2 protein-coding genes and 1 pseudogene are annotated in these 3,705 nt (G+C 56.8%); all 3 read right to left on the bottom strand.

Annotation, left to right across the window (positions count from 1 at the left end; all coding sequences use genetic code 11):
• Positions 1-98: 98 nt before the first annotated feature.
• Positions 99-2,564: pseudogene (locus LC354_RS26840) on the bottom strand (baseplate multidomain protein megatron); the annotation flags it as partial.
• Complete coding sequence (locus LC354_RS26845) at positions 2,564-3,013, bottom strand: NlpC/P60 family protein (protein ID WP_223429005.1); 450 nt, start codon at positions 3,011-3,013, stop codon at positions 2,564-2,566. The gene LC354_RS26845 and the pseudogene LC354_RS26840, both read right to left, overlap by 1 nt.
• On the bottom strand, positions 3,010-3,705 hold a 696-nt coding region (locus LC354_RS26850; protein WP_223429006.1), incomplete at its 5' end, for a DUF2163 domain-containing protein. The genes LC354_RS26850 and LC354_RS26845, both read right to left, overlap by 4 nt.

Here is a 3,705-nt window from a genome sequence, read left to right on the forward strand (position 1 = left end):
CGCCCGTTGTTTGAACGAAACTGAATCACAAAACTATGCAATCAAACAAGAATTAATGGGTGTGCTGCCTAAATTTCCAGACGTCAGGTTACAGTACCGCCGTCGCGCTCAATGGCGTCAAAGGCGTAGCGAAGCATCAAAGGTTGCAAGGCACTACGCGCATCCGAAACCTCATCAATGACATATCCACGCACATACCCGTACAGCCCGCCCGTGTCATAGGCGGTCAACCCAGCGCGCTCACAAATCTCTCCGACAACCGAAGCCAGAGTTCGGCCGGATGTTCGCCCGTTGATCCAATGCCCCCTCGGATAGTTTTCACCATCGGACCACGTGCTGACGGCATTGGGAAAAAACGGATAGGGTCGCGTGTCCCAGGCCCAAACAAAAGCACGGCTCATATCAATCATCGGACCCGAATAAACCTCCGACAAGGGATTGTTCTCGACACGCCCCCAATACGAGTGCATCGCCCTCAGGTATTGCTTTTGGATCAACTCATCGCGTGCGCCGTTCGAGAACTTGGGCAAGCTGCTTTCCGAAGACTTCTGATCCAGAAACTTGTTCGGTTGATTCGTACCTTTGTCGATCGCTGCGCAGCCAAGCTCGGTGAACCAAATGGGTTTCGATTGCGGCTCCCAAGCCGTCGGAAGTTCAGCCCGTTTGCCATCGACGCGCTCATGATGTGCATTACGCCACCAGTTCAGGATATCCTTGTACCGCCATATCCAAGGCTCATCATATGCCCCATCAGTGATCGGCGTCCGGATTTGCGCGGCTTCGGCGTCCACCGAGTGATAAAACCAATCATACCCCTGACCACCTGCAATATTCGAGCGCAGATACTCCAAGTCGTAAATGCTGCCCCATTCGGCATCGAGGTGATCAGTGCCCTCCCGCCAATCCGAGAGTGGCATATAGTTGTCGATCCCGATGAAATCGATGTTGTCATCCGCCCAGAGCGGATCAAGATGAAAATACCGATTGCCGGTTCCATCCTGTGGCTGATACCCGAAATATTCTGTCCAATCCGCCGCATAGCTGATTTTGGTGTTCGGCCCGAGGATGTTGCGCACTTCAGCAGCAAGCGCCTGAAGGCGTTCCACGACGACGAACCGATTTGCCGCACCCCGGATCTGTGTCAATCCCCGAAATTCCGACCCGATACAAAACGAGTCAACACCACCGGCCGAGACACACAACGCAGCATAATGCAGGATAAACCGGGACAAAGACCATTCGTCGACAGGCCCAGAGTACGTCACATCCTTACCCACCTCAAAATCCGCAGAAGTCACCGTTCCAAAGAAAGCATCGACTTCGGCATCTGCGGCGGCGGTCCCATCTGGCGACCCATCGACGCCAGGAGCAACCGACAGCGTAATGCGCCCGCGCCACGGCAAGTAAGGCTGAGTGCTACCTGGTTCATATGGATTTGGAAGTGTGTTGCCTTCGGACTGATCCATCAAAACGAATGGATAGAACATGATGGCCTTGCCCGCAGCATTCATGGCTTGAATTGCCTCAACGACGGATTGATCCGACGGCGTTCCACCGTAAATCGGCCGGTCATCAACGGTGGCGATCTCGTCAGCTGCCTCCCGACGCAGTCCGGACACACGCCAGCGCATGTTGCGCCCTTCGATGTCGCGGCGCTCAACTTTTGGTTTCAAAGTGCATTCGCCACAGCGCAAGTCATTACCAAACCATGACACGATCAAGGAAGCCGCTTCACAATTGGGCAACTCGTCTTGCAGGCTATCAAGAGATACTGTGAAATCTGTTTGTCCAGCAGGCGTATTGATATTGGCACTCCACCGGCCACGATCTCCGTCGGCATAGGTCACCGGGGTCGTTGCAAGGGCGTATTCGCCCGTTCCCGGCATCAATGCCACGCCACGGATCGCCCGCGTCATCTCCTCGTCTGCGCCCGCCTCATCGGGCTGCTCCGGGCGCACAACTTCAAAGGAAAACTGCGGCACACGGTTACCAAAGGGCTGCAACAGCAGATCCTCCAAAACCACATAGGCGGTACCTCGATAGGCGGGCACATTCCCTTGACCCTCGATGGCCTCCATCACCGGATCCGGCAACTGATCGGCAGAACCGGAGTAGACCCGCATATTGAGGTCGGAAATCGCGACCTCTTCTCCATCGGCCCATACCCGTCCGATGCGGGTAATCTCGCCTTCACACACGGCCAGCGCCAGACTGACGGAATAGGTATATTCGCGTGTCTTGGGCCCGCTCGGTGCGCCCTTGCCACCGCCCGATACGGTTTTGGCTTCCAAAAAGTCCGAAGCCCAGATGACATGTCCCCCCATGCGCATCCGGCCATACAGCTGCGAAATCGCCAGGCCCTCGCCTGAATTGGTCAGACGGAAACGGTCGACTTTGCCATGCTCAACAACGTCGGATCCCTGACCCATCAAGCGCTGGTCCACAACCCGTCCCAAAGTGGCACCGACGACACGCCCGATGGCGACCGAAGACAGTCCCGCCAAGGTTCCGCCCATAGATCCACCGATGGCCGCACCCGCAGCCGCAAGAACAACAGTCGCCATCAGATGACCTCCTCAGTCGGAAATTCAAAACGCGCAACGATGCGCCGCGCCCATGGGGCGCTCAGCGGGCTTTCAACAACACCATGACCGCTATAGGCATGAATGAAGCGAGCGGATTTTCCCGTTGCTGATTGAATGCCCAGATGTTTCGCCACCGATCCGTCTTTCATCCGAAACAGGATCACATCCGCTGGGGCTGCTTCCCCCAAAGGCTTACGCACGAGGTGCCGCGCCGCAGCGTCCCAAAGACGCTCTTCGCCCTGTGGTTCCGACCAATCGCGGGAATAGGCCGGCGGGCGCTCGGGTTCCGCCCCGATCACTGCGCGCCAAACACCCCGCACCAGGCCCAAACAGTCGCAACCGGCATTTTTGACCGCCATTTGGTGAACATAGGGAGTTCCGATCCACAAGGTTGCCTCCGCGATGATACGTGCGTTCTGTAAGGTCATCGCAGGCTTCCTCCGGTGTTCGTGCCGTTTTTGGTCGGATAGGCCATCACCCAATCTTCGTTGGGCAAATCGGGGAATCCTTGGAAATTCAGAAGGTTATTGAACTTCAACCGACAGGTATCAAACCGCTTGTCACAGCCGGTCGTCAGGCGCAGTTGGGCCGTCGTCTCGACGAGACCTCGAACCGGTTGCCACAATTCAATGCGGCGCACGCCGTTTGCAATCACATCGTGCTTGATCATGCCCCACAGGCCTTGTGCCGCGCCGTCAAGCACGTCCAACCGACCGCGCAAGAACCAGCCAGGCTCAAACCCATTCAAATCGTCCCATTCGAATACGCGACCATCCGTGATACGATCCGCTGGTCCGTCATGGCGATACCCCGGAGTTGTTACGTCGAAACTGCATCCTTCATCGCCCAAAACCGCAGTGCACGGCTTTTGAAATATCCGTCCGGAAGGACGGTTCAACGCCTCTGTCAGGCCCCGCAACTCCGCATGAAACGCACCTCCGGCACGACGGATTTCTCCGATGCTGCCGCGAAACTGCAACCAACGGACATCGGTATCCGCCCAATTCACCAACCAGGCTCGCACCTCGGCACCGTCAAACCGACGGTACTGTAACCTGACGTCTGGAAATTTAGTTGGAGATTGCGCTGAGAGCCCCTGCCGAGGCGTGCCCCGGCAGAG

This window comes from Tateyamaria pelophila (assembly GCF_019966495.1).
In the GTDB taxonomy this organism is placed as follows: Bacteria; Pseudomonadota; Alphaproteobacteria; order Rhodobacterales; family Rhodobacteraceae; genus Tateyamaria; species Tateyamaria pelophila.

Bases quoted from the DNA above. Each gene is read 5' to 3' on its own strand.
- LC354_RS26845 (WP_223429005.1), bottom strand. From the start codon at position 3,013: ATGACCTTACAGAACGCACGTATCATCGCGGAGGCAACCTTGTGGATC.